Source organism: Corallococcus macrosporus DSM 14697, assembly GCF_002305895.1.
Lineage (GTDB): Bacteria > Myxococcota > Myxococcia > Myxococcales > Myxococcaceae > Myxococcus > Myxococcus macrosporus.
The window spans coordinates 1,241,485-1,266,135 of record NZ_CP022203.1; the positions used below are offsets into that span (position 1 = coordinate 1,241,485).

16 protein-coding genes are annotated in these 24,651 nt (G+C 72.1%); 6 read left to right on the forward strand and 10 right to left on the reverse strand.

Going from position 1 to position 24,651, the window contains the following annotated elements; translation table 11 throughout:
• Positions 1-134 precede the first annotated feature (134 nt).
• Positions 135-3,701, reverse strand: coding sequence for a transcription-repair coupling factor (gene mfd, locus MYMAC_RS05220; RefSeq protein ID WP_095957287.1), 3,567 nt, complete (start codon positions 3,699-3,701; stop codon positions 135-137).
• A gap of 271 nt (positions 3,702-3,972) precedes the next feature.
• Between mfd and MYMAC_RS05225 the strand changes: the two genes are divergently transcribed.
• Positions 3,973-5,412, forward strand: coding sequence for a sensor histidine kinase (locus MYMAC_RS05225; protein ID WP_095957288.1), 1,440 nt, complete (start codon positions 3,973-3,975; stop codon positions 5,410-5,412).
• A gap of 19 nt (positions 5,413-5,431) precedes the next feature.
• Here the strand turns inward: MYMAC_RS05225 and MYMAC_RS05230 are convergent, their stop codons facing one another.
• The 9 genes from MYMAC_RS05230 to MYMAC_RS05270 all read right to left on the reverse strand — a co-directional run bounded on the left by MYMAC_RS05230 (position 5,432) and on the right by MYMAC_RS05270 (position 17,310).
• On the reverse strand, positions 5,432-5,749 hold the full coding sequence (locus tag MYMAC_RS05230; protein WP_013935815.1) for a hypothetical protein: 318 nt from the start codon (positions 5,747-5,749) through the stop codon (positions 5,432-5,434).
• A 50-nt stretch (positions 5,750-5,799) separates the two neighbouring features.
• The gene (locus MYMAC_RS05235) at positions 5,800-6,129 is read right to left on the reverse strand and encodes a c-type cytochrome (RefSeq protein WP_013935814.1); all 330 of its coding nucleotides are present in this window, start codon (positions 6,127-6,129) and stop codon (positions 5,800-5,802) included.
• Positions 6,130-6,235: 106 nt separating this feature from the next.
• The gene (locus MYMAC_RS05240) at positions 6,236-6,880 is read right to left on the reverse strand and encodes a pilus assembly FimT family protein (protein WP_095957289.1); all 645 of its coding nucleotides are present in this window, start codon (positions 6,878-6,880) and stop codon (positions 6,236-6,238) included.
• Position 6,881: 1 nt separating this feature from the next.
• Entirely contained in the window at positions 6,882-8,084 is a 1,203-nt protein-coding gene (locus MYMAC_RS05245) for a prepilin-type N-terminal cleavage/methylation domain-containing protein (RefSeq protein WP_095957290.1), read from the reverse strand.
• On the reverse strand, positions 8,081-8,617 hold the full coding sequence (locus MYMAC_RS05250) for a type IV pilus modification PilV family protein (protein ID WP_013935811.1): 537 nt from the start codon (positions 8,615-8,617) through the stop codon (positions 8,081-8,083). The genes MYMAC_RS05245 and MYMAC_RS05250 overlap by 4 nt, the downstream gene beginning before the upstream one ends.
• Positions 8,614-12,981 carry a pilus assembly protein gene (locus tag MYMAC_RS05255; protein ID WP_095957291.1) on the reverse strand — a complete coding sequence of 1,456 codons (4,368 nt, stop codon included), beginning with the start codon at positions 12,979-12,981 and terminating at the stop codon, positions 8,614-8,616. The genes MYMAC_RS05250 and MYMAC_RS05255 overlap by 4 nt, the downstream gene beginning before the upstream one ends.
• A 76-nt stretch (positions 12,982-13,057) precedes the next feature.
• Complete coding sequence (locus tag MYMAC_RS05260; RefSeq protein WP_095957292.1) at positions 13,058-13,777, reverse strand: hypothetical protein; 720 nt, start codon at positions 13,775-13,777, stop codon at positions 13,058-13,060.
• Positions 13,778-14,040: 263 nt separating this feature from the next.
• Positions 14,041-15,750, reverse strand: coding sequence for a hypothetical protein (locus MYMAC_RS05265; protein WP_013935808.1), 1,710 nt, complete (start codon positions 15,748-15,750; stop codon positions 14,041-14,043).
• A 213-nt stretch (positions 15,751-15,963) separates the two neighbouring features.
• Positions 15,964-17,310 (reverse strand): bifunctional glycosyltransferase/class I SAM-dependent methyltransferase, encoded by a 1,347-nt coding sequence (locus tag MYMAC_RS05270; protein WP_095957293.1) that lies wholly within the window; start codon positions 17,308-17,310, stop codon positions 15,964-15,966.
• 205 nt (positions 17,311-17,515) lie between these two features.
• Here MYMAC_RS05270 and MYMAC_RS05275 point away from each other — a divergent pair, with 205 nt between their 5' ends.
• Genes MYMAC_RS05275 through MYMAC_RS05295 form a run of 5 tightly spaced genes read left to right on the forward strand, consistent with a single transcriptional unit; the run spans position 17,516 to position 24,650 of the window.
• Positions 17,516-19,708 carry a GumC family protein gene (locus MYMAC_RS05275; protein WP_095957294.1) on the forward strand — a complete coding sequence of 731 codons (2,193 nt, stop codon included), beginning with the start codon at positions 17,516-17,518 and terminating at the stop codon, positions 19,706-19,708.
• The gene (locus tag MYMAC_RS05280) at positions 19,705-20,955 is read left to right on the forward strand and encodes a glycosyltransferase (protein WP_095957295.1); all 1,251 of its coding nucleotides are present in this window, start codon (positions 19,705-19,707) and stop codon (positions 20,953-20,955) included. Before MYMAC_RS05275 ends, MYMAC_RS05280 begins: the two co-directional genes overlap by 4 nt.
• Positions 20,952-22,091, forward strand: a complete 1,140-nt coding sequence (locus MYMAC_RS05285; RefSeq protein ID WP_095957296.1) for a glycosyltransferase family 4 protein — start codon at positions 20,952-20,954, stop codon at positions 22,089-22,091. The genes MYMAC_RS05280 and MYMAC_RS05285 overlap by 4 nt, the downstream gene beginning before the upstream one ends.
• Complete coding sequence (locus MYMAC_RS05290; RefSeq protein ID WP_095957297.1) at positions 22,088-23,539, forward strand: O-antigen ligase family protein; 1,452 nt, start codon at positions 22,088-22,090, stop codon at positions 23,537-23,539. Before MYMAC_RS05285 ends, MYMAC_RS05290 begins: the two co-directional genes overlap by 4 nt.
• Positions 23,508-24,650, forward strand: coding sequence for a glycosyltransferase family 4 protein (locus MYMAC_RS05295; protein WP_095957298.1), 1,143 nt, complete (start codon positions 23,508-23,510; stop codon positions 24,648-24,650). The genes MYMAC_RS05290 and MYMAC_RS05295 overlap by 32 nt, the downstream gene beginning before the upstream one ends.
• Position 24,651 lies beyond the last annotated feature (1 nt).

Sequence of the window (24,651 nt, forward strand, 5' to 3'; positions counted from 1 at the left end):
GTGGCCCCGCGCCGCGCGCATGTTGCAGTCCGGCGTTGACGGTGGCGGGTTGTCCGCTGCCTGGCCTCGCTCGGGCAGAGGCAACCGCGCCCTGGCGCGAGCTCCCGGCGGCGAAGGACCGCCGAGGCTCGCGCCTACGCCTGCGGCAGGGCGCAGTGGCTCAAGTCCCTGAGCACCTTCTTGGCCTCGGCGATGAGGTCGTGGCCGCTGGCCCCCTGCGGCGCGCGGGCGATGAGCTTCATGTCCGGGGTGAGCCGGTAGACGCCCTTGGAGCGCTGCACCAGCCCCGCGACCTTGGGGCCATCCAGCAGCGCGTCCGCGCCCAGCGTCACCACCAGCCGGGTGGTGCCCACCTCCAGCCCGCGCAGGCGCAGATCGCGCATGTCGATTTTCAGCAGCGTCAGCTCGGACAGGTGGTCCACCTCGTCGGGGGCCTCGCCGTAGCGGTCCACCAGCTCCGCGCGCAGGTCCGTGACTTCGTCCGGGTGGCTGGCCTGGCTGAAGCGCTTGTAGAAGACGAGCCGCTGGTGGACGTCGCTGACGTAGTCATCCGGGATGAGCGCCGGCATGGGCAGCGTGACGTCCGGTTCAATCTGCACCTTGGGCGGCTGGCCCTGCATCTCCGCGACGGCCTCCTCCAGGAGCTGCGCGTACATGTCGAAGCCAATCTCGGCGATGGCGCCCGACTGCTTGTCGCCCAGCAGGTTGCCCGCGCCGCGAATCTCCAAGTCGTGGCTGGCGATGGAGAATCCCGCGCCCAGCTCGGTGAAGTTCTGGAGCACCTCCAGGCGCCGCTGCGCGTCCTTCGTCACCGCGCGCCGTGACGGCACCAGCAGGTACGCGTACGCGCGCTCCTTGGAGCGGCCCACGCGGCCCCGGAGCTGGTAGAGCTGCGCCAGGCCGAACTGGTCCGCGCGGTTCACAATCATCGTGTTGGCGCTGGAGATGTCGATGCCGCTCTCGATGATGCTGGTGCACAGCAGCACCTGGTACTTCTTCTCCGTGAAGGCCAGCATCACCTTCTCCAACTGCCCCTCGCCCATCTGCCCGTGCGCCACGCCGATGGTGACCTGGGGGACCAGCGCGCGGAGCTGCGTCTCGATGGACGGCAGCGACTCCACGCGGTTGTGGACGAAGAACACCTGACCGCCGCGCGCCACCTCGCGTTCAATCGCCTCCTTCACCACCTGGTCCTCGTACTTCATGACGAAGGTGCGGATGGCCCGGCGGTCCTGCGGCGGCGTGGCGATGATGCTCATGTCGCGCACGCCGGACATGCTCATGTGCAGCGTGCGGGGGATGGGCGTGGCCGTCAGCGTCAGCACGTCAATCTGGGAGCGCCACTTCTTCAGCGACTCCTTCTGCTTCACGCCGAAGCGCTGCTCCTCGTCGACAATCATCAGGCCCAGGTCCTTGAAGGCCACCTCGCCGCCCAGCAGCTTGTGCGTGCCGATGAGGATGTCGACCTTGCCCTCCTTGGCGCGCTTGAGGACCTCCCGCACCTCCGGCGCCTTCTTCAGGCCGGAGATGACCTCCACCGTGACGGGGTAGTCCTTGAAGCGCTTCTTGAAGGAGAGGAAGTGCTGCTGCGCCAGCACGGTGGTGGGCACCAGCACCGCCACCTGCTTGCGGTCCAGCGCGGCCTTGAAGGCGGCGCGCATGGCCACCTCCGTCTTGCCGTAGCCCACGTCGCCGCAGACGAGCCGGTCCATGGGCTCGGCCTTCTGCATGTCCGCCAGCACGTCCTCAATCGCCTTGGCCTGGTCCGGCGTCTCCTCGAACTCGAAGTCCGCCTCGAACTGGGCGAAGTACCGGTCCGGCGCGCTGAAGGCGTGGCCCGGGTGCGCCTTGCGCGCGGCGGCAATCTGGAGGAGCTCCGCCGCCATCTTGAGGAGCTGCTCCTTGACGCGCTTCTTCGTCTTCTCCCAGCTCGTGGTGCCCAGCTTGTCGAGCTGCACCTGCGACGGGTCGCCGCCGGAGAACTTCTGGATGAGCCGCATGCGGCCCACCGGCAGGTAGATTTTGTCCCGGCCCGCGTACTCCAGGATGAGGAAGTCCCCGGGCACGCCGTTGACCTCCATCTTCGTCAGGCCCGCATAGCGGCCGATGCCGAAGTCGGTGTGGACGATGAGGTCTCCTTCCTTCAGGTCCCCGAAGCCCGCGCCGAACGCGTCCAGCTTCTTGCTGCGCCGAGGCCTGCGGCGCGCGCGCACGCCGAAAATCTCCTCGTCCGCCAGCACCGCCAGGCCGCCCGGCCCATCCACGAAGCCGTGGCTCACCTCGCCCGTGAAGAGGTGCGCGCGGATGGACGGCTCGTACAGCGACGTGGCGTCCTCCAGCGGCTCCGTGTGGACCTTCACCACCACGTTGCGGTCCATCAGCAGCCGCTTCAGCCGGTCCGCCTGGCTCAGCGTGCCGCACGCCACCACGCAGGCCACGCGCAGCTCGCGCCAGCGCTCCAGCCGCTCCACCAGCGGGGACAGCGCGCCCTCCTCGCCGTGGTGCGCGAGGATGGCCTCGCGCAAATCCTGGGTGCCGCCGAAGCTGAAGTGCACCGGCGGGCGCTCCGTCTGCGCCAGCGACAGGCCGCCGCCCTCCAGCACGCGGAACCCCTGCAGCCGCTGGCCCACGTCCTCGCGGGAGAGGAAGTGCTCCCCGGGCGGGCAGATGAGCTCCTGCCGGGCCTCGGCCGCGCTGTGCGAACGCTCCAGCTCCTCCCACAGCGTGTCCGCCGCGCGCTCCTGTCCCAGCGGGTCATCCAGGTAGAGGACGGGCGCCTCGGGGCTCCAGTCGCGCAGGAAGTCGAACAGCGTGGCCAGCCCGCCCTCGAAGAAGCCGGGCAGCAGGCCCTCCAGGCCGAAGCCGGGCAGGCCCTCGCGCAGGGCGTCCAGGTGCTCGCGCAGCTTGATGGTGGGCAGGTTGATGCGGTCGGCCACCGCGCGGGCGGCGGACTCGGCGCGCGGGCGCGTCTCGTCGGTGAGCAGCACCTCGCGCGCGGGCACCAGGTCCACTTCCTTCAGCGCGTCCACGGTGCGCTGGGACTGCGGGTCGAAGGCGCGGATGGACTCGATGGTGTCGCCGAAGAACTCCAGGCGGACGGGCTTGTCGTAGAGCGGGCTGAAGACGTCCAGCAGGTCGCCGCGCACGCTGAAGGTGCCCACGTCCTCCACCAGCGGGCTGTTCTGGTAGCCCATGCGCACCAGCCGGCGCGCCAGCGAGTCCCGGTCGAAGTCCTGGCCCACCGTCACCCGCGCGGCCAGCGCGCGCATCACCTCCAGCGGCAGCACCTTGCGGTGCAGCGCGCGCACCGACAGCACCAGCGCCGGGAAGCGCGTGCCCTGGCCCAGGTGATAGAGCGCGCCCAGCCGCTCGGTGACGGCCGCCGCGTCGGGAGACACCTCGTCGTAGGGCAGCACCTCGTCCGCGGGCAGCCGCAGCACGCGCGGCGCCAGCAGGCTGCCCTGGCCGCCCAGGAAGAAGGACAGGTCGGCGGCGAGCGCGTCGGCCGCCTCCTCGTCCACCGCCACGCAGACCAGCGGCGCCTTCAGCGCGCCATGCAGGCGGGCGAGCACGTGCCCGCGCGCGGCGCCCTTGAGCCCCTGTGTCCGGACGCGCTGCCCCGCCCGAAGTCCATCAACCACCTGGGCGAAGGGGTCGCCCGCCGCGCCGCCGTCCTGCGTCTGTGTGAAGGGAGTGTCCATGAGTGGACCCTGAGGGCCCCGGGGTAATTAGGAGTCTCATCCTGTCAGGTCAACGACGGAGCGCGGCCGGTGTCGAACGAAACAGGAGAAAACGGAAGTTCTGGTTAGCTCGAATACTGTTCAGCCACCCCGGGGACCGGTTGGCCGCAGCCCCTGCTGCGGGGGTAGGTTGAACGACAACGGCAGCATCGGGGGCCACGCCGACATGTCATCTGGCCGTGGAGTCAACAGGTGCCTGAGCACCGAGGGGGATGAACCTCTCTCCGAGGCGGTGGTCGTCCTGCGGAGCGTGCGCTCCGCGGCCGGCGGCATCGTGGATTTCGAGTGCGTCTCCGCCAACGTGCAGGCGGAGCGCTGGCTCGGCGGAGAAGAGGGCAGTCTGGTGAACAACCGGCTGTTGGAGGAAGCGCCGTGGGTCTGGGACGGCGGCCTCTTCAGCGCGTGTGTCCAGGCGGTGACACGCCGGGCGCCGGAGGTCGCGCGGGTGTCCCGGCAGTCGCCCCTGGGCACCATGTGGTTGCTGGCCCGCGTGTCGCCGTGTGACGACGGCGTGGTGCTCTTCCTGGAGGACCTTACCGAGCGCATGGCCGCGGAGGAGGCCCTCCGGCGGGACCATGACCTGCTGCACGCCGTCATCGAGAGCGCCACCGACGCCATCTACGTGAAGGACGTGGCGGGCCGGTACATCCTCATCAATCCCGCCACCGCGAGCGCCTTCCACCGGGCGCCGCGCGACATCCTCGGCCGCACGGACGCGGAGCTCCTGGGCGCGGACAGGGCCGCGCCGACGCTGGCGCATGACCGCGAGGTGATGGACTCCGGACAGACGGCCACCTACGAGGGCGCGGAGGGCGGCCCGGGCACGGACCGCATCTGGCACACCACGAAGGGCGTGCTGCGCCGGGGCGACGGCACCGTGTACGGCCTCTTCGCCATCTGCCGGGACGTCACCGCGCGCCGCCGTCAGGAGCTGGAGCGCGAGGAGGAGGCGCGCTTCCAGGAGCGCTTCATCGGCGTGCTGGGACATGATTTGGGCAACCCGCTGGCGGCGGTGCGGCTGTCCTCCGCGGCGCTGCTGGCGCGCGACACGCTGCCGCCGGAGGTCCGGCGCGTGGTGGCCCGTATCGACGGGAGCGCGGAGCGGATGGCGCGGCTGGTGAAACAGTTGCTCGACTTCACGCGCGCCCGGATGGCCGGCGGCATCCCGCTGCGTCCGCACGAGGTGTGCATGGAGGACGTGTGCCGCCGCATCATCTCCGAGCTGGAGCCCGCGCACCCGGAGTGCAGCGTCCGGCTGGAGGTGGACGGCGAGTCACGCGGCGTCTGGGACGAGGAGCGCCTGGGGCAGGTGCTGTCGAACCTGCTGGGCAACGCCCTCCAGCACAGCCCGGAGGGCAGCCCGGTGCAGGTGCGGCTGGCCGCGAAGGACCCCCTCTTCCAGCGGGTGGAGGTCCACAACGGCGGGCCGCCCATCCCCGAGGCCTTGCGCACGCGCCTCTTCTCCCCCTTCCACGGGATGCCCCCCGAGCCGGGCAAGCCGAAGCCGAAGCACCAGGGCCTGGGGTTGGGGCTCTACATCGTGTCGCAAATCGTGACGGCGCACGGCGGCTGGCTGGACGTGGCGTCTTCGGTGGAGACAGGGACCTGCTTCTCCGTGACGCTGCCTCGCGTCACCCGGCCGCTGGGAGGGCCGCCGGGCAAGAGCGCGTGACGCCTGGCTGGCGGGCCCCTCAGCGCTGGCCGAACTTCACGGCGGCCTGGAGGCGGATGACGTCCGTCAGGGCGCCCGGGTCCACCAGCTCCAGCGCGGCCTGCTGGGACAGCCCGGCGTAGCGGCGCTTGCGGTAGTCCTCCTCGTCCTCCTCGCCGCCCTTTCCGCCCTTGTCGTCACCGCTGCCCTTGTCGTCCCCCTGGGGGCGGAGGGACAGCGGCTGCGCGGCGGAGAGCCCCTGCTCGATGTGCACCGACGACAGCGCGTCCGCGCGCAGGGAGGTGAACAGGCTGGCCATGGAGAGGCAGAAGACAACGGCGACAGTGAGGTTCTTCATGGGGGGCTCCGTTTCTCTGAGGGGGAGGACGCGCGGCCGCGAACGGATATTCAAGGGCCCGACGGCGCCTTGAAGGTGCGGATGTACCCCACCAGTGCGTCAATCTGTGCTGGGGTGAGCTTGTCCTTGAAGGGCTTCATCATGCGGTTCCGTGGGGCGCCTTCGGCGATCACCTCGCGGAGTTCGGCGTCGGCGCGGGCCTTCTGCCAGTCAGGCCGGCTCATGTCGCCGATGGACGCCTTCTGGCCCATCTTCGTCTGGGCCTTGCCGTCAGCGCCGTGGCACATCGCGCACTTCGCCTTCCACACGTCGGCCACGGTCTCCGCGTGGGCGCCGGTGGCCAGCGTCAGGCTCAGGACCAGGACGAACCGCTTCATCATCGTCGGGGGCTCCTCGAGGATGGCACGCCGGGCCATGCCAGGCCCGGGCCCCCGAGCATACGCCGAAGCGGCCCGTTCGCACGCGTGACGGCGGCGTTTCCGCCGCCTACTGGCAGCCTGGTGTGGAGGCGTGCTTGTCGCAGTCCACGGGGCGTACGGCCGCCGTCAGCCGGTCCGCCTGGAACACCAGCTCCGGCTTCCAGTCCGGCGCCTCGGGTGTGCCGTGGTCGCGCAGGAGGACCAACCGCTCCGTTGGCGGCGCGTCGGCGGCCGGCTCGCAGGCCCGCCCACCCGGCGCCGCGGGCGCGACGATGGGGGAGTTCCCGTCGGTGGCCTCCATCCAGCACAGGCCCACCAGCAGCGACACGTCGAGCCTGGGCGGGATGACGAGCTCCGGCCCCACCTCCGGGCACACGCAGCCGCTGACGCCGCAGGCGTTGTCCTGGCACGCGGCGGTGGGGCAGACGGTGCCCCAGGTGTCTTCACAGGCCAGCGCCTCCCAGCGCAGGCGCGTCACCTGGACGCCGTGCTCCTCCGCGACGCGCAGGCCCAGCCGCACCGGTTGATGCGTCGCGCGCGCCTTCTGGCGGGCCTCCTGCAGCATCATCACCAGCTCGCGCTGCGCGCCGCTGACGCGCTGGCGCTCCGTCATGCCCTGGAAGCTGGCCACGGAGACGGTGGCGAAGAGGCCGACCAGGGCCACCACGACCATGACCTCCAGCAGCGTCAGGCCCTTGCTTCGGCGCTCCATGTCAGCCCCCCGTCCTGTCGAAGGCGAAGTTGCGCGGCGCCAGGCGGATGACGCTGTGGCGGCGCTTGTAGCCATCCCGGAGGTTGCCTTCGTCATCCCGCGCTCCGGGCGCTTCGTTCCCCAGCCGCTCCACCCGCTCCGAGCGCGCGGTGATGGACAGCTCCACCACGCGCACGTGGCGCATCAGCTCGTCGCCCGCGCTGCCCGGGCCCCGGTCGGGGGGGACGGGCACGCCAGGGTCCCACGCCCAGGAGACGTGCGTGGCGCAGGTGGCCTGCGTGCACGTGGCCAGCGAGGGGCGCCCCGTCTCCGTGTCCGGGAAGAAGCGCACCGGCGTATCGGGAGGCGCGTCCGGTGCCATCACGCCCAGCCGGACCTGGAGTTGTTCGATGTCCTGGGACACCGCGGTGTAGCCCGCCGGGCCCGCGGGGCCGTCCGCGTCCATCTCCAGCACGGGGGGGCCGCTGGCCCAGTTCACGCGGTAGCTCCGGCTGCCGAGCGGGAGCAGGTACATGCCGCCTTCATCCGGGCGCTGGGTCCCGGCCCAGGGTGAACCCGCGGTCGCCGCGGCGAGGGTGCAGTCGCCCTCCGCGGGGGCGGCCCGGCCCGGGATGCCCGGGGCCCACTCCACCCCTTCCGCCACGAGGTTCGTCACCTGTCCCACGCAGGCCCAGCCCCGCGCGTCGTCCGTGCCCGGGAACACCACGGCGATGACCGCGTCGTCCAGGAAGGCGGGCGGCGGGCCCCCCAGGCACAACGTGTCCTCATTCCAGGCCGCGACGGCGGGGAGGGGGCATTGCTCCAGGAACACCATGCGCGCCGGGTCCGTCTCCCAGACCTCCAGCGCATCCGACAGCAGCGAGGGGTCGTCGGGTGGGGCGAAGCCGGGGTCGTCCGCGAAGGTGGCCCGGGGGCGGGCCCACACCGCGTAGAACAGGTCGGCTTCGCCGGAGGGAAGCCGGCCTCCGGTGAGGGAGACGCTGCCAATGCCCGCGCCGGCCCGCTGCACGCCGAACGCCATCAGGTCGCGCGCGGCCCGGCCCTTGTTCTGCGTCTCCATGATGCGCTCCTCCAGCAGGCCCCGGCGCTGGAGGTGGGCGCTCACGCCAATGGCGGCGGCGAGCACCACCATGGACATCGCGGCGGCCACCATCAGCTCGATGAGCGTGAAGCCTCTGCGCGGAGTCGAACGAAGTCGCTTCATGGCGCCATCCGGGTCTGCAGGGCCACCGCGCGGCGGGGCGCGCCGGGCGCCTCCTGCCAGCTCACGGTGACGCGGACGTTGATGACCTGGTGCGGGGCCAGGTTGCTGGCGTGGGGGAGCGGGATGGCGCGGCTCAGGGCGGGCTCACCCGTCTCCGCGCCCTCGAAGGGTGGGTCCACGTCCAGGCGCAGGGCGTAGGCCATCCGCGGGGGCGCGCCGGGGACGGGCGGCGTCTCCGACATGCGGCCATTGGCGGACCACCACACGTCCCGCCCCGTGTTGTCGAGCTGCTTGATGTTGACGCACGGGTCGCTCAGCGGCTCGCCCACGCAGCGCAGGTTGACCACGCGCTCCAGCTCCTGCTCGGCGATGAGGCTGGCCTGGCCCAGGTTGTTGTTGCGGCGGTTGTGGCGGGACGCGGTGCCCAGCGTGAGCAGGATGCCCAGGATGCCCAGCATGAGCACCGCGGCGGTGACCAGGGTCTCCAGGATGCTGAGCCCGCGCGGGTGCGCGTGGCGCCTGCGCCGGCTCATGGCACCACCTCCTGGACGCGGGAGCCGGACCGCACGTCCCAGATGAGGACCCGGGAGCTGCTTCGCGGCGATTCGGAGGTGGGGTTGTTGTACGGCCCGCTCCCCAGCGCGCGCACCTGCCCGTTCTTCACGATGAGCAGGTGATTGTCATAGAGCACGGGCGCGTGCGTGCCGTGGCCGTCGATGGGGGTGTCGTTGCCCGCGAGCGGCGCGCCCGCGGTGCTGTAGGCGTAGACCCTGCCGCTGGTGGTGCTGTCCAAATCACACGCGCTGGCGGCGCGGCCCACGGCGCTGGTGGTGAAGACGCCGTCCTGCGTGGTGGACACACCGCCCCAGACGACCTGTCCTTCTCCCAGCTCCCGCGCCCATTCGAAGTGCGCGGGGCACTGGGCGCCGGGGCGCTGGGAGGGCACCGGGTGGCGGTCCTCGAAGGCCATCAGGTGATAGCGGGGCCGCGGGTCGGCGGTGTCCTCCGGCTCGTTGGCGATGTCCGGGTTGTTGGCGGTGCCGAAGTAGAGGCGCACCCGGCGGGAGCCGTCCGTCGCCACCGACGCGGAGATGGAGGAGTAGATGCGCTGGCTGGAGGGATTCCGGATGCCGGGCACTGCCTGCGCGTCCGCGACGACGCAGGAGGCCAGCACCTTGCCCAACTGCGTGCTCGAGCCGGTGTTCGACCAGGTGGGGTTGATGCGGTAGATTTTCCCCGAGGTCGACGGGACGTAGATGACGTCGACGCTGCCGTCGCCATTCACGTCCAGGGGGATGGGCTCGCCGCCGATGCCCGCGCCCACGTCCGCGGTGGTGCCCAGCGTGACGACGCCCGCGAGCAGCGCCCGCGCGCCGCTGCCCCGCACCCGCGCGGGCAGGCCCGTCTTGAGGTCCATCAGGTAGACGGTGCCCACGGCGCCGGCGTCGGTGGCGTAGTCCGTGCCGAACAGGGACACCCACTTCTTGCCGCCGTCCGCGCCGAAGTCCATGCGGACCAGCGAGGGCGCATGGCGGGAGCCGCGCGTGTCGGGCTTCGGCGTCGCGCCGGTGAAGTACGACGCCAGCGGAGCGCAGCCGTTGCCGGTGGTCGTGCACGGGGCGCCCGCCGGCGTGAAGCGGTCCCGCTTCATGTCGAACTCCCACAGGGGCGCGGGGTAGTTCGGGTCCGCGGGGTTGGTGATGTCGAGCGCGAAGAAGATGCTCTGCCTGGGGCCGGTGGCGCTGGCCAGCACCGTCTTGGCGCCCTCGTTCCAGGCCGAGCGGGGGCGCCAGGCCTCGTCGGTGTCCCGGGGGTCGTGGCCGGTGTCCGCGCGGTAGTCCGTGCCGCGCAGGTCCACGTCCGCCACGGAGGGCGAGGCGTCCAGGGTGGCGCGCTCGGTGGCGTAGTCGTCGTTGGCGCGGCGGTAGTTCTCCACGTAGTAGGGCAGCATCTTGTAGGGCAGGTAGGCGAACAGCTCGCTGCCCAGGCCGTAGTCGTTGTCGCTGCCGCAGCCGCCGCTCCGGCCGAAGTACCCCTGGTACTCGATGCGGCCCGGGGTGCAGGGGTCGTCTCCCGTCCGGAAATGGCCGGTGCCCAGCGCGTGGAGGTAGCCCTGCGTGGTGCCCACGTAGGTCACCGTGCGGCGGTCCGCGTTGGGCGCGCGGAAGTTCTCCACGAACTTCTGGCGCTCCGCGTCCAGGTTCCGGCCCTCCAGCAGCCACGCCGGCACGTTGGGCGTCCCGATGACGGCCGCCGTGGACAGGTTCACGCCGCCCAGCGGCCAGGTCCGCATCCGGTTGCGCAGGGTGGAGGCGTGGCGGTCCTCCCAGCCGTAGAGCCAGTCGCGCAGCGCCAGCCGGTCATCCGCGGTGCAGCCGTTCCGGCCGTCCAGGTCATATAGATACACGCTGCCGTTGCGGCGCGTGCAGAGGCTGTCCGGGAACACCGGGCTGCTGGTTGCGTTGCGCGCCATCAGGTCCTTCACGGCGACGGCCTGCCGGGTGGCCGGGTTGAGGGTGACGAGCTTGCGGGCGTTGAGCGGATCCTGCGGTTGGGGCTCCAGGTCGCGCATCAGGTCGCGCAGCCACTTGCCGGAGTCCCAGACCTCCTCGGCGGGGTCGTGGGGCGCCAGCGTGGCGGGCTCGTAGAGCTTCTTCAGGTAGAGGTGGCCCCGGTCGATGGTGTCCGGGCGGTTGTCGTAGGTGCGGATGGAGACCTGGTCCACGCCGCCGTCGGCGACCCAGGTGCGGCCGGGCGTCTCGTACACGCCGTGGACGACTGCGTTGGCCATGGGGATGAGCGAGGCGCGGCCGTACTCGCCGCTGCGCTGCGCCTTGTAGGAGACGTTGATGTTGTGGATGGTGGGCTGGCAGGCCTCGCCCGGGCTCTCCATCACCGCGCGCCAGCACAACTGCGTCCCCACGCGGCCCTGCTCCAGGAACTCCTGGAGGACGGCCGTCTCGTTGCGCACGCCGCCGTCGCTGTCCGGGATGGGGACCCGCAGCCAGTTCGGACTGTCGTTCTGGACGTAGGTGGGGTGGGCGGTGTCGCAGGGCTCCTGGCAGACCTTGCAGTCCAGCGCTACCTCGTAGGTGATGTCCGGATGGCGCTGGCCCATGCCGCCGTCCGGAAGCGGCACGGCGCGGGAGCACGGCGCGAGGCTGCCGCCGTCCGCCGCGTAGTAGGGCTGGTCCTCCACGGTGAACGTCACCTCGGTGATGGTGAAGTCCAGCGAGATGTCCGGGGAGATGTCCGACACCACGTCGGAGCGGAAGGAGCCGTTGTTCTGCTTGTTGATGAGGATGACGATGTCGCTGTACGTGCGGTCACCGCCCGCGTTCTGGTCCTCCCAGCCCAGAATCCAGACCAGGGGGTTGTCCCGTGGCGCGCCGACGAGGGTGTGCGCCGCGCGGCGGTTCACGGAGTGGACGTTCTGCGTCTGGTCATTGGGGAAGACGACGCCGCCATAGGCCGGGTCGTTCTCCAGGCGGCCGTAGGCCCGCCCGTCCAGCCACTCGGAGCGCAGGTTCTTCCGGTCCACCACGAGCGGATCCGTGCTCTGGTGCAGGTCCAGGTTGAGCGGCGTCTTGGTGAAGAAGACGTTGATGTCGCCGTGCATCCACAGGTCGCACTGCACCTGTCGTCCATCCGTCGTCGGGCGGGTGATGAAGCAGGAGTCCGTGGCCGGGCCGTAGATCTGCTCCACGTAGGTCACGAGGAAGAAGACGATTTCGCGGTTGCCCGCGAGCCGCCCCAGGGGGACGACCTGGTCCTCCGCCTTGGTGATGGCCGCGGCCGGGTTCCTGCCGGTGATGAGGCGCCCCGCGCTGTCGAACGCGCTGGCCTTGTAGTCGGGGATGCCGTCCCCGTCATCGGACTTGTCCCAGGCGGTGCCGGTGCGTGTGAACTGTCCGTTGTTGTCGAGCGTCCAGCCCTGCCGCGGCGCGAAGCACTCCGCCGACTCCGATTCATGGCACCACGTCTCATCGTCGTCGGTGGACAGGAAGATGAGGTTGCCGATGCCCCTGTTCCCATTGAGCGCGTGCCGCGGCTCCAGCAGGTTGGGGATGTGCGGGAACAGGCCCCGGTCGCTGAAGTAGGTGTCGATGACGCCGGAGCTGACGGCGCCTGGCCTCAGGTTGTCTCGCCCGTGGTAGGGGTCGTAGACGAGCAAGGTGGCCTCGAAGTCGCGCACGCGCCGTCCGACCACGCCGCCCGTCGTGGGCTGCGCGGGGTAGCCGGCGCCGCCCTGCCAGCGCCGAGGCCCCGTGTTGGCGGTGTAGTTGCCGCCCGCGTTGCACGGGCCCAGCAGCAGGTCGGGCTCGCGCAGCGTCACCGTCCCGGCGTCACCCCAGCGCTGGTGGGTGAACGTCCGGTTGCAGCGAGGGCCCTCGCTGCCGATGTAGTGCGAGGGGTTGAGGTTGTAGAGGTCCTCGTGGAAGTCCGGCACGCCGTTGTGGTTCGTGTCCAGCAGCCGGTCGTCATCGGAGGTGTCCTGCGTGCCGTTGTCGTCGACGTAGCCGGCGTCGATGAGCTCGTCGTAATAGAACCAGCCCAGCGTGCTGGAGGCGCCGCTGCCCGCGCGGTCGTCGACGATGAGCGCGGTGAGGTCCTGCTCGAAGGGCAGGATGATTTTCTCCGGGTCCAGCGCGTTGAGGTTGGTGTTGAGGCGCAGCTTGGGCGGGTCATCGTCCGTGACGATGATGGCGCTGGGGATGCCCGCGTCCCTGCTGAAGTCGGGTTGCTTGTCCTGGTCCGCGGTGTCGATGCACAGCGCGAGGCTGCTGACGCCGCCATCCGAGCCGCCACCGCCCGTGTCGCCGCTGGGGCCTTGTGCGAGCACGGCCCCCGCCGCCGCCACGGCCAACGCGGCCATCCAGGTTCGAGTCCAGCGCATGATGTCCCCCCTGGCGGCCGGTGCTCCAGAGGCCGCCCGATTCAGGTGCAACGGATTGTGTTTGAAGGCTCGCGTGTCAGAACGTGGGAAGGCCGCTGCCGGAGGTGCCGGTGCCCCGGCAGCCCATCTTCGTGCCGTAGCTGCACGCCAGGCCTCCCTGGGTGCTGGTGTGCTCCAGGAGCGAGCGGATGATGGTGCGGTACGGGAGCCCCGTCCCCGCCGGTTGGACCTCGCCCACCGACACCAGCCAGATGCGGCCGTTGGCGTCGGCGTCGCGGTCGGCGTCGTCGTCATCCTCCACGACGAAGACGCGGTAGGAGACGCCGCGCGCCTCCGGATAGGCGCGGATGGGCGTGCCCTCCACGTCGTTGATTTCGGTAGAGGGCGCCGTGACGGTTTCGTCGAGGGCCGTGCCACGCGCCAGCGTGTAGGGCGTCTGGGGAATCAGCTCCCGCCAGGGCACGCCGCCCGAGGCGACGTCCGGCAGGCCCGCCTCGGCCACCACCTGCAGCCGTGGCAGGACATCCTGGTTGTAGTTGCCCGTGCTCCCCGAGACGGGGGCGTTCAGCATCGCCAGGACGACGGCGCGCCCTTCGGCCAGGCCCGCCTCGGCGGCGAAGAGGGCCTCGCGCGAGCGGCGCTCATGGGCCTGGAGCGTGCTCTCCGCGTTCACCGCGCGCAAGGACACCAGGACGCCGGCCGTGACGAGCGCGATGAGGCCCAGGGCCAGCAGCAGCGTGAAGCCTCGCGGCGCGCGGAGCGCGGATGCGGGCTTGCGGGTCGGATGACAGCGCACCGGGGACTCCTTGCCCTGGAGGGCGGCAGGGAAGCGCGGGTGTCTGTCTCAGCAATCCCCAGGCCCGGTGTCGCGCCGCGTCCGTGTCAGTCCATCCGGCCGTTTGGCCAGGCCCCCGGGTGACGCCTGACACGCATTGCGACGACACGGCTTGCGTACCTCGCAAAAATTGCGAGTCAGCGACAAAGTGGGACTGTCTGTGTGGGTCGTCCCAGGGGGCTGGGTCGCTGGTGGCTCCGTGACATCCGCACGGAGCGTCCTGCTCAGCCGCGGCCGCGCGGCCAGAACGTCACCGCGCGCTCCGGGGCGTTCAACCAGACGGACTGGAGGAAGCGCACGGCGTTGCGGTCCGCGGTGTCATGCCGCGTGGTGAAGACATGGGACGCGCCGATGAGCAGCAGCAGCGCCAGGGCGGCGCCCAGCGCGGGCGGTGCGGGCCACTGCTGGCCGGGGGCTCGTGACAGGCTGACGTAGACCCAGCCGGCGGTGCCCAGCAGCAGGGCCACCAGCACCGTGCCCGTCAGCGCGGGCGGCAGCCCCACGAAGGTCAGCACGCCGGGCGGGAAGTAGCCGGCGCGCAGGAGCGGCAGCGCCAGCGCGCCCACGGCATTGGAGACGTCGTCGGGGATGTAATTGATGAAGGTGGCCGCGCCCGTGACGGTGATGGACACCGCGCACAGCAGCGCGGCCGCGCCCAGGGCCCAGGTGCTCCGGCCCGCCGCGCGCAGCCGCTCCAGGAGGAGCCCGGCGGGGAGCAGCAGGAAGGGCACCAGGCCGGTGAGGTGGCGCGGCCCCGTCGTCCAGCCCCACGAGTCGTAGGAGAACGACGAGGTGAAGTACGTGTAGCCCGCCAGCAGGGCCAGGCCCAGCCACGCCAGCGCGCGGGCCTCGGGCGACTGGCTCCGGCGGCGCCACACGAGCACCAGCCCCGGCAGCGCCAGGAGGAGGAAGGGCGCCAGGGTGAACAGGCCGCGCAGGGGGGAGAAGAAGGACAGCGTGAAGGCGCGCGGGTCCGGCGTGCGGATGCCGAGGAAGCCGCCCAGGTGCCAGGGCTGGTAGCCCGCGTCGTTGAGGTACTTGTAGCCGCTGGTCAGCGGGTGGCCGAACGTCACCTGGTGGTACGCCATCAGCGCCAGCAGGAAGGGCAGGGCGCCCAGCGTGGCCAGCCCCGCGGCCCGGCCCAGGCGGACCCAGCGCTCGCGCGCGGGCACGGGCTGGAAGGCGAAGGTGAGCACCGCGTAGAGCACCAGGCCGAGCACGCCCAGCGCGCCGGTGTACTCGGCGGCCACGGTGGCGCCCGCGCAGGCCCCCGCCACCAGGTAGCCGCGCTCGCGCCACTCACCCCGCGCGCAGCGCCACAGCGCGTAGAAGCTGGCGAAGAGCAGCACCGCCGTCGTCTGGTGGCTCATGAAGAGCAGCGAGTAGCTGAAGGCCAGCGAGCCCAGCCCGTACGTCACCGTGAGGGCGTCCGCGACGAGCGGCTCCAGGGCGGCGCGCAGGTAGCGCCGCACCAGCCACAGCAGGCCCAGCGTGGGCAGCACCGTGAGCAGCAGGCGCGAGAAGAAGACCAGCGGCACCTCCGGCACGGCGTGGCGGTGGCCGCCGCCCACCGCGCGCAGCGTGGCGTAGATGGGCACGGCGGCGAACGACAGCAGCGGCGCCTTGCTGGGGTAGTACTTCCCGTCCTTCACGGACAAGTCACCGACCTTGCCGTAGTCATGCAGCGCCTGGTTGATGTGCAGGGTGCCGTACTCCACCAGCGCGCGCGTCTGCCACAGCCGGCACAGCTCGTTGGGCGAGCGCAGGCCCGGGTGGTACGGGAACAGCAACACGTACAGCGCCGCCAGCGCGGCCCACACCGCGCGAGGCGCGCCCGCGGGTGAGGCGCCGGGTCGCGAGGCCCTGCCTGGCTCGGAGACGGGGGCCACGGCGGGCGTCGGGGACGCGTCGGAAGGCACGGGCGAGGTGTTCATGGCGGCGGGGCCCTGCTCACGGGCGAGGCCACCTGGGCGGGCGGCCGTGATTCAAAGAGGGGCTGGGGCGTCGCGCGCCGCGCTGGAGCCGCGCTTCCGCCGGGGGAGGGCTGGGAGCTTGTCAGCCGCCGGGGCGTCACGCGCATGGCGTGGCCTCGGCCTGGCTCCTGGCGCTCATCGGAGGGGCGCCGCATCCCGCGCGGCGGCCGTGCCTCACGCGTCGCCCCCGGTGGCGCGGGCGACGGCGAAGAGGCTCATGCCCACGGGCAGCTTCACGTGCGACTCCGCGCGGGCAATCAGCGGCGCCAGCGTGTCGTAGAGCTTGAGCTGGAGCTTGGGCACCGAGCGGCGGCGCAGCAGGCGGCTGTTGACGAACCAGCCGGGCAGGCCCGCCAGGTTCATCCACTCCAGCGTCTCCACCTGGAAGCCGTTCTCCTCCAGCACCGCGCGCAGCGTGGACGGCGTGTAGCGGCGGTAGTGGCCCACGGCCTCGTCGATGGCGCCGAAGAGCTGCTGGAGCGCCGGCACCAGGATGACCACGCGCCCCCCGGGCGCCAGAATCTGCTTGAAGCGCCGGACGGCGGCCGCGTCATCCGGGATGTGCTCCAGCACGTTGGAGAGGACGATGGTGTCCAGCCGCTCCGTCTTGAGCGCCTCCCAGTCCGCCAGGGCCACGTCGGACAGGTAGGGCCGGATGTGCGGCTTGCCGCGGAAGAGGTTCTTCAGCCGGTCCACGTAGAAGCGGTCCACCTCCAGCGCGATGAGCAGCTCCAGGCCGGACTCCAGCTCGCGCGTAATCGTGCCGATGCCCGCGCCAATCTCCAGCACGCGGCGGCCCAGGTGCTCGCGGAAGCGGCGGCCCAGCCACTGGTTGTAGTGGACGGCGCCGTCCATGCGCTCCAGCGTGGTGTAGCCCTCGTGCTGGTTGTCCGCGTCGTCGCGCACGGTGGCGTAGCGGACCAGCGTCTTGAGCCGGGACAGGTGCGCGGCGGGCGTCCGGCGAGGCACCGCGCCCGGCGGCAGCGTCACCTCGGTGAGGCGGAAGAGCTGCGCGGCCAGCTTCACCACCAGCTCCGCGTCCACCGCGTCGTCGTCGCTGGTGAGCGTGACGGAGCGCAGGGCCTCGGTGCGGAAGGCGCGCAGGCCGGTGAGCGGGTCCGTCAGCGCCACGTCGGCGACGAAGCGGGTGACGTGGCCCAGGGCCCGCTCCGCCAGCAGCTCCGGCGCCAGCCCCTGCGACGTGCGCAGGCCGAAGACGGCGTCCGCGGTGTCCGCCTGAATGGGGCGCACCAGCGCCTCATAGACGTCCCGCGGATACGAGGTGTCCGGGTCCTGGAGCACCGTCACCGGGCCCCTCACCTTCTCCAGCGCGGCGCGGATGGCCGCTCCCTTGCCGCCGGGCACCGACAGGACGTGCACGTGGGGCGCGGAGGCGGCGTCGATGGAACCCTCGCCTGCGAGGACGACCTCCGCGCCAGGGGGCAACGCGTGGGCGAAGCGGGAGGCGGCGGCCGCGGTGTCGGGCGAGAAGGGGAGGACGAAGGAAAGCGGTGGCGTCACGCCGGGCTCACTAGCACAGGCGGCTCGGGCATGCGCGTGCGCGCCCGCGAAGAAGCGCGGATGGAGGGCATCCAGGCGGCCGCGGAAGGATGGACAACCCCGCGGGGACACGGCACGCTCGTCACGGTCCCCTCGCGTGTGGGTGAAGGTCGGCGGAGTTCCGCCAGGCCGCGAAATCGCTCAGGGGACGGCAGGGAGACGTGACGTGGATGGAACCGGTTTCGACCCGGCTGGCGGCGCCGGTGGCCTGACGCCGTCGGGCCTCATGCAGCACCTGCGCGCGGTGTGGCGGCGCAAGTGGGTCGTCCTCGGCGTGGCGGTGGTGGTGGTGGCGCTCACGGCCGCCCACACGTTGCGTCAGCCCAAGGTGTACTCCGCCAGCGCGTCGCTCATCATCGACGTGATGGCGCCTCGCTTCCTGGATGGGGAGGTGAAGGAGGTGATGGGCGAGGAGCGCAGCAACTACTGGTTCAACAAGGAGTACTACGCCACCCAGAGCCAGATCATCACCTCGCGGGCGGTGGCGGGGCGCGTGGTGGACAAGCTGGGCCTGTCCACGGACGCGGACTTCCTGGGCATGGCGCACGTCACGGACGAGAAGGCGCGCCTCCAGGCGATGCAGGGCGCGGACGCGGTGGCGCTGCTCCAGTCGCGCATCCGCGTGATTCCCGCGAAGGACTCGCGGGTGATGAACGTCGCGGTGGATGACTTCGACGCGAAGCGCGCCGCGCTGCTCGCCAATGAAGTGGCCGCCGCGTACATGGCGGAGAACCTGGCCCTCAAGCTGCGCACCACGGACGACGCGCGCGACTGGCTGGAGGTCCGGCTGGCGGAGCTGGAGTCCCAGTCCAAGACGAGCGAGCTGGCCGTCTACGACTTCAAGAAGGACGCGGACATGCTGTCCACGTCGCTGGAGTCGCGGATGAGCATCGTCAGCGAGCGCATCAACAGCTTCAACCTGAAGCTGACCGAGGTGCGCATCCAGATCGCCGCCCAGCAGGCGCGGGTGGAGGCCATCCACCGGCTGCGCAAGGCGTCTCCAGAGGACGAGACGTGGGCGGAGGCGCTGCCGGGCGCCACGGACGGCCCCATCCAGGACCTGCGCCGCAGCTACACCGAGCTGCGCGTGACGTGCGCGGAGCTGGGGGAGCGCTACCTGGCCGAGCACCCGAAGCTCCTGGAGTGCAACCGCAAGCTGTCGGTGGTGCGCGAGGACTTCCTCAAGAGCCTGGGCAACGTGGTGCGCGGCGCGGAGACGGCGCTGGCGGAGGCGGTGGCGCAGGAGAAGAACCTGGTGCGCCTGCTGGACGCGGAGAAGGCGGAGGCCTTCCTGGTGAACAAGAAGGCCATCGAGTTCGACCGGCTCAAGCGCGACTCGGACAACAACCAGCGCTTGTATGAGCTGGTGGCCAGGCGGCTGAAGGACATCGAGCTGTCCGGCATGCTGCGCACCAGCAACGTGCGCGTGCTGGACGCGGCGCGGCCCATCCTGCTGCCGGTGAAGCCGCACGTGCGCCGCAACCTGGCGGTGGGCCTGGTGATGGGGCTGCTCGCCGGCCTGGGCGTGGTGGTGCTGCTGGAGCTGCTGGAGAACAGCGTGGCCACGCAGGCGGACGTGGAGGAGCGGCTGGGGCTGGCCTTCCTGGGCGTCATGCCGCGGCTGGAGGCCAGCAAGGCCCCACGGGAGCGGGACCTCCATGTCCACCGCGAGCCCAAGTCGACGGCGGCGGAGTGCTGCCGCGCCATCCGGACGAACCTGTTGTTCATGTCGCCGGACAACCCGTTCAAGACGCTGGTGGTGACGTCCAGCGGGCCGCAGGAGGGCAAGTCCACCACGTCCATCAGCCTGGGCGTGGCCATGGCCCAGAGCGGCAACCGCGTGCTGCTGCTGGACACGGACATGCGCCGGCCGCGCCTGCACCGCGCCTTCGGGGTGCCCAACGAGCTGGGCATCTCCTCGCTGGTGGTGGGCGAGGGCACGCTGGACGCCGCGGTGAAGAGCACCGAGGTGCCCGGCCTCTTCGTGCTGCCGTGCGGCCCGCTGCCGCCCAACCCGGCGGAGCTGCTGCACACGCAGGCCTTCACCGACCTGCTCAAGGCCGCCTCCGAGCGCTTCGACCGCATCATCCTGGACAGCCCGCCCATCAACGCCGTGGCGGACGCGGCGGTGCTGGCCACCAAGTCCGACGGCGTGGTGCTGGTGCTGAAGGCGGCCAGGACGAACCGCGAGTCGGCGCGGCGCGCGCTGCGCTCGCTGGCGGACGTGCAGGCGCGCATGTACGGCGCCATCCTGAACGACGTGGACCTCTCGGCCCCCCGCTACGGCGACTCGTACCTGGGCTACCAGGGCTACGGGCAGTACGCCGAGGAGTCCAAGGACGGGGTGGCGCAGTCGTGAACGCGCCAGCAGCGGGGGCGGGCCTGCGGGTGCTGCACCTGGGCAAGTTCTATCCCCCCGCGTCGGGCGGCATGGAGGCCCACGTGCAGACGCTGGCGCGCGCCCAGGCCGCGCTCGGCGCGCAGGTGGAGGTGCTGTGCGCCAACCACAGCGCGGAGGGCGCCGGCACCAGCCACGAGTTCCAGGGCCGCAGCCCCACGCGCGAGTCCTGGGACGGGCCGGTGCGGGTGCTTCGCCTGGGCCGGCTGGCCTCCGTGGCGCGCATGGACGTGATGCCGGACCTGCCGCGCGCGCTCGGCGGCGCCCTGGCGCGAGGCGTGGACGTGGTGCACCTGCACACGCCCAACCCGACCTGGGTGCTGGCCCTGGACGCGGTGCGCCGGCTGCCGCCCGTCTTCGTCACCCACCACAGCGACGTCATCCGGCAGAAGGTGGCGGGCGCGCTCTTCAAGCCCTTCGAGGCGCTGCTCTACGCGCGCGCCCGCCGGGTGCTGGCCACCAGCGCGGCGTACGTCCCGGGCTCGCCGCTGCTGCGCGCGTTCCGCGGCAAGGTGCGGGCGCTGCCGCTGGGGCTGGACCTGGCGCCGTACCTCCAGCCGTCCGCCGCCGCGCGTGAGGCCCAGGCGCGCTGGCGGGAGCAGGCCGCGGGCGCGCCGCTGTGGCTCATGGTGGGGCGGCTCGTCTACTACAAGGGCCTGTTCACCGCGCTGGAGGCCCTGGCCCGCGTGCCCGGGCGCCTGGTGGTGGTGGGGCAGGGGCCGCTGGAGGCGGAGGCCCGGCGGCGGGCGCGGGCGCTGGGCGTGGCGGACCGCGTGACGTGGACGGGCTATCTGCCTCCGGACGCGCTGGTGGGCGCGCTCCATGCGGCCACCGCGCTGTGGTTCTGCGGCAACGCCCGCAGCGAGGCGTATGGCCTGTCGCAGGTGGAGGCCATGGCCAGCGGCCTGCCCGTGCTGAACACGGCGATTCCCCACTCGGGGGTCGCCTGGGTGAGCCTCCACGAGCAGACGGGCCTGACGGTGCCCGTGGGTGACGCGGCGGCCCTGGCGGCGGCGGCCCGGCGGCTGGTGGAGGAGCCCGGGCTGGCGCGGCGTCTGGGACGCGGCGCGCGCGAGCGGGCGGTGGCGGAGTTCCGGCATGACGTCATGGCCTGGCGCAGCCTGTCCCTGTACGCGGAGGCGCTGGGCCGGCCCATTCCCTCGGGCGCCCCCGAGGACCTGCCTCGGCGCCTCGCGGGGTCTGCATGAGCCGCCCCCTGCGCGTGCTGCACGTCTCCAGCGGCAACCTCTACGGCGGCATCGAGACGTTGCTGCACACGGTGGCGCGCGAGCAGGGCCGGCACCCGGCGCTGGCGCACGCCTTCGCGCTCTGCTTCGAGGGGCGGCTGTCCCAGGAGCTGCGTGACGCGGGCGCGGCGCTGCACGTGCTGGGGCCCGCGAGGACGGGGCGTCCCTGGTCCGTGTGGCGCGCGCGGAGCGTGCTGCGCGCGCTGCTGCGCGCGGGGCGCTTCGACGGCGTCATCTGTCACGCCATCTGGCCCCAGGCGCTGTTCGGCCCGGTGGTCCGCGCGGTGGGCGTTCCCCTGGTCTTCTTCCAGCACGACGCGCTGTCCGGCGCGCACTGGCTGGAGCGATGGGCGCGCGTCACGCCGCCCGACCTGGTGCTGGCCAACAGCCGCTTCACCGCGGGCACGCTGGCGTCCGTCTATCCACGCGCCCCCTGTCGCGTGAGCCATTGCCCCGTGCCCGCGCCGCCACCGGCGCTGGCGCCCGCCGAGCGCGCGCGGCTGCGCGAGGAGCTGGGGGCCGCCGAAGGTGACGTCGTCATCCTCCAGGCCAGCCGCATGCAGTCGTGGAAGGGGCAGCGCTTGCTGCTGGAGGCGCTGGGGCGGCTGCGGCGGGTTCCGGGCTGGCGTGCCTGGGTCGCGGGTGGCGCGCAGCGTCCAGAGGAGCGGGCCTACCTGGACGGGCTGCGCGCGCAGGCGAAGCAGCTCGGGGTGGAGGACCGCGTGCGGTTCCTCGGGCAGCGCTCGGATGTGCCGAGCCTGCTGCGCGCCGCGGACCTCCACTGTCAGCCCAACGTGAAGCCCGAGCCCTTCGGGCTGGCCTTCGTGGAGGCGCTCCAGGCGGGCGTGCCCGTGGTGACCACGGGGATGGGCGGCGCGCTGGAAATCGTGGATGCCTCCTGCGGCGTGGTCGTCCCTCCCGAGCCCGGGGCCCTGGCACGGGCGCTGGCGGCGCTCATCGAGAATCCCCGGACGCGAGCGGCGTTGGGCGCGGCGGGGCCGGCGCGGGCCTTGGCGGTGGGGGACGCGGGGGCCTTCCTGCGCGGCATGGAGGAGGCGCTGCGAGCGCTGTCCGGGCCCCAGGAGGTGTCCGCGTGACGGTGCCCCAGCTCCAAGGGCCGGGTGTGCTTCGGCGCCGGTACGTGCGCCGTGCGCCGGGGGCGTCGCTGGAGGCGGTGCCCGAGGGCGCTCCGTCCGCCATGCGGCGAGCGACGGCCGGGGGCGGGCTCCTGGCGTCGGGCCGGCTGGTGCCGCTCTTCGTCTGCCTGCTCATCGGCTGTCAGCTCGCGCTGCTGGTGGAGGCCATCGCGCCGCTCCGCGTGGCGGTGCGCGTGCTGGCCTTCGGCGTCAGCCTGGCCCTGCTGGTGCTGGTGCGGGGACGGAGCCTGAAGCACCCCGCGCAGCCCTTCATCCTGGCCGCGCTGGGCGTCACCGCGCTCCAGTTCTTCAATCCCGGCACGGGCGCGCCCCTGGCCGCCGTGGCGCAGGTGGGCATCCAGTTGGCCATCGCCGCGCCGCTGCTCTGGGTGACGCGGCTGTCCATCGACCCGAGGACGTTCCGCCGCACGCTCGCGCTGCTCTTCTTCTTCAACGCGGCCAGCGCGGGCGTGGGCGTGCTCCAGGTCTACTTCCCCGGGCGCTTCCAGCCGGCGCTGTCCTCCGCGGTGCAGGGCCAGGGGCAGGGCTACGTGAACAGCCTCCAGTTCGAGACCGCGGACGGCGTGCGCGTGTTCCGGCCCATGGGCCTGACGGACATCCCGGGCGGCGCGTCCACGGGCGGCTTCTACGCCGTGTTGCTCGGCGGCGGCTTCCTGCTGTCGGCACGGCGTGGCTTGACGCGCGTGCTGAGCGTGGGCGGCATCCTGGTGGGCCTCTTCGGCATCTACCTGTCCCAGGTGCGCGCCACCGCCGTCATGCTGCTCGTCTGTCTGGTGGCCCTGGCCGGGGTGCTCCTGGTGAGCGGCCGGGTGGGGCGGTTCCTGGCGCTGCTCGCGGTGATGGGGACGGCGGGCGTGGCCACCTTCGGCTGGGCGGTGGCGGTGGGCGGTGACACGGTGATGCAGCGCTGGTCCTCGCTCTTCGAGTCGAGCCCCGACGAGGTGTACCACCGCAACCGCGGCTACTTCCTGACGGGCACCTTCACGGACGTGCTGCCCGAGTACCCGCTGGGCGCGGGCCTGGGCCGGTACGGCATGATGAACGCCTACTTCGGCGACCACGGCGACCGCGAGCGCCCGTCGCTGTGGGCCGAAATCCAGTGGACGGCCTGGGTCTACGACAGCGGCATCCTGGGCGTGCTGCTCTACCCGTTGGGGTTGTTGATGTCGCTGGCGTTCGCCTTCCGGGTCGCTCGCAGCCGGGATGGCCCGCGGAGCGAGTTCTGGCTGTGGGGCAGCGTCCTCTTCGCGTACAACCTGGGCGCCCTGGCGTTCACCTTCAGCTATCCGTTCTTCATGAGCCAGACGGGCATGGAGTTCTGGTTGCTCAACGCGGCGCTCTTCGGCGCCCTGGCCCATGAGAAGACCGTACACCCTCATCGCCGGTGACTTCGTCGACACCGGCGGCATGGACCGGGCGAACCTGGCCCTGGCGCTCTGGCTGGCGAAGCAGGGGCACCCGGTGCGGCTCGTGGCGCACCGCGTGGCGGACGTGCTGCTGGGCCACGCCAACGTTCGCTTCGTGCGCGTGCCCAAGCCCGCGAACGCCTATCTGCTCGGCGAGCCGCTGCTGAGCGCCGCGGGCCGCGCCTGGGCCCTGCGCACCCGCGCCGAGGGCGGCCGCGTGGTGGCCAATGGCGGCAACTGTCCGGTGGCCTCGGCCAACTGGGTCCACTACGTCCACGGCGCCCATGCCTCCGAGCCCACCGGCGGCGTGCTGCGCCAGCTCAAGGGCCGCGTGAGCCACCGGTACTACGTGCGCTCGGAGCGGCGGGCGCTGCGGCGCGCGCGCGTCATCATCGCGAACTCGGAGCGCACGCGGGACGACCTGGTGGCGGCCACGGGCGTCCCCGCTTCCCGGGTGCACGTCATCTACCTCGGTGGGGATGCGGAGCGCTTCCGCCCGGCTTCACCCGAGGCGCGGCGCGCGGCCCGCGCGGCCCTGGGCTGGCCGGAGTCGCGGCCCGTGGCGCTCTTCGTGGGCGCGCTGGGGGACCGCCGCAAGGGCTTCGACACGCTCTTCCAGGCCTGGGCGCGGCTGTGCGCGCGGGCGGACTGGGACGTGGACCTGAAGGTGGTGGGCTCGGGCGCGCAGCGTGAGGCGTGGGAGCGCGAAGCGGCGGCCCGGGGGCTGGGGGCGCGCATCCAGTTCCTCGGCTTCCGTGAGGACGTGCCGTTGCTGCTGTCGGCGGCGGACGTGCTGGTGTCTCCCACGCGGTATGACGCGTATGGGTTGAACGTCCATGAGGCGCTGTGCGCGGGGCTCCCCGCGCTGGTGAGCCGCTCGGCGGGCGTGGCGGAGCGTTACCCCGCGGCGCTGGCGGGGCTGCTGCTGGACTCGCCGGACGACGTGGACCTGTTGGCGCGGCGCCTGGAGGCCTGGCGCGAGAATGCCGCCGCCTGGGCGCCGCATGTTGCCGCGTTGTCCGAGTCGCTCCGGGCGCAGACGTGGGACACCATGGCCGAGGCCATCGTGGACGTGGTGGAGCGCGAGGGCTGAA